General features: G+C 49.7%; 1 protein-coding gene. It reads left to right on the top strand.

Annotated features, from left to right (window positions below; all coding sequences use genetic code 11):
- Positions 1–796: AMP-binding protein (locus PKO01S_RS28540; protein ID WP_164779845.1), on the top strand; the 796-nt coding region annotated here is incomplete at both ends.

Genomic DNA, 796 nt, shown 5'->3' with positions numbered 1-796 from the left:
CGGTAGAGATAAGAAGGGACTTATCCAGAAACCCGCTATTTGATGTAATGTTTGTCCTGCAGAACAACGAACAGCCGAACCTAGAAATGAACGGCTTAACCATGACAAGCACAGCCAGCGAGCATACCATCGCCAAATTCGATCTCACCTTAAGCATCGGTGAAACGGAAGACGGCTATGTAATGAACTGGGAATATTGTACCGATCTGTTCGAGCTGGAAAGCGTAAAACGGATGATGAAACACTTCAGCCGCCTGGTGGACGAACTGACAACAAATCCAGAGGCGAAGATCAGCGAACTGAGTGTGGTGGACGAAGAAGAAAGAAGACTGGTAATTGAGACCTTCAATGACACCGCAACGGAGTATCCACGAGGAAAAACAGTCGTAGAGCTGTTTGAAGAACAAGTTCTACAGACACCGGACCATATCGCGGTCGTATTTGAAGATGCGCAATTGACGTATGCGCAGCTGAATGAACAGGCCAACCAGTTGGCCTACAAACTGCGGGGGCTTGGAGTCAAGCCAGATGACAGAGTTGCGATCCTGGCCCAAAAAAGCATGGAGATGATCATCGGCATCTACGGGATTATGAAGGCAGGCGGTGCCTATGTGCCGGTAGATCCTGGCTATCCGAACAACCGTATCCAGTATATGCTGGAAGACTGCCAGCCGAAAGCGATCCTGCTGGGAAGGGCGGAACTGCCGGTCAAAGGAGATATTCCGGTCATAGACCTATTCGATAAGGAGGTCTATACAGGCGAGGCTGCAAACCCAGAGCATGTCAATACGCCACA

This window comes from Paenibacillus kobensis NBRC 15729, from assembly GCF_004000825.1.
Classification (GTDB): domain Bacteria; phylum Bacillota; class Bacilli; order Paenibacillales; family Paenibacillaceae; genus Paenibacillus_T; species Paenibacillus_T kobensis.
The sequence above is the reverse complement of the archived record's forward strand: the minus strand, read 5'-3'. Positions and strand labels throughout refer to the sequence as shown.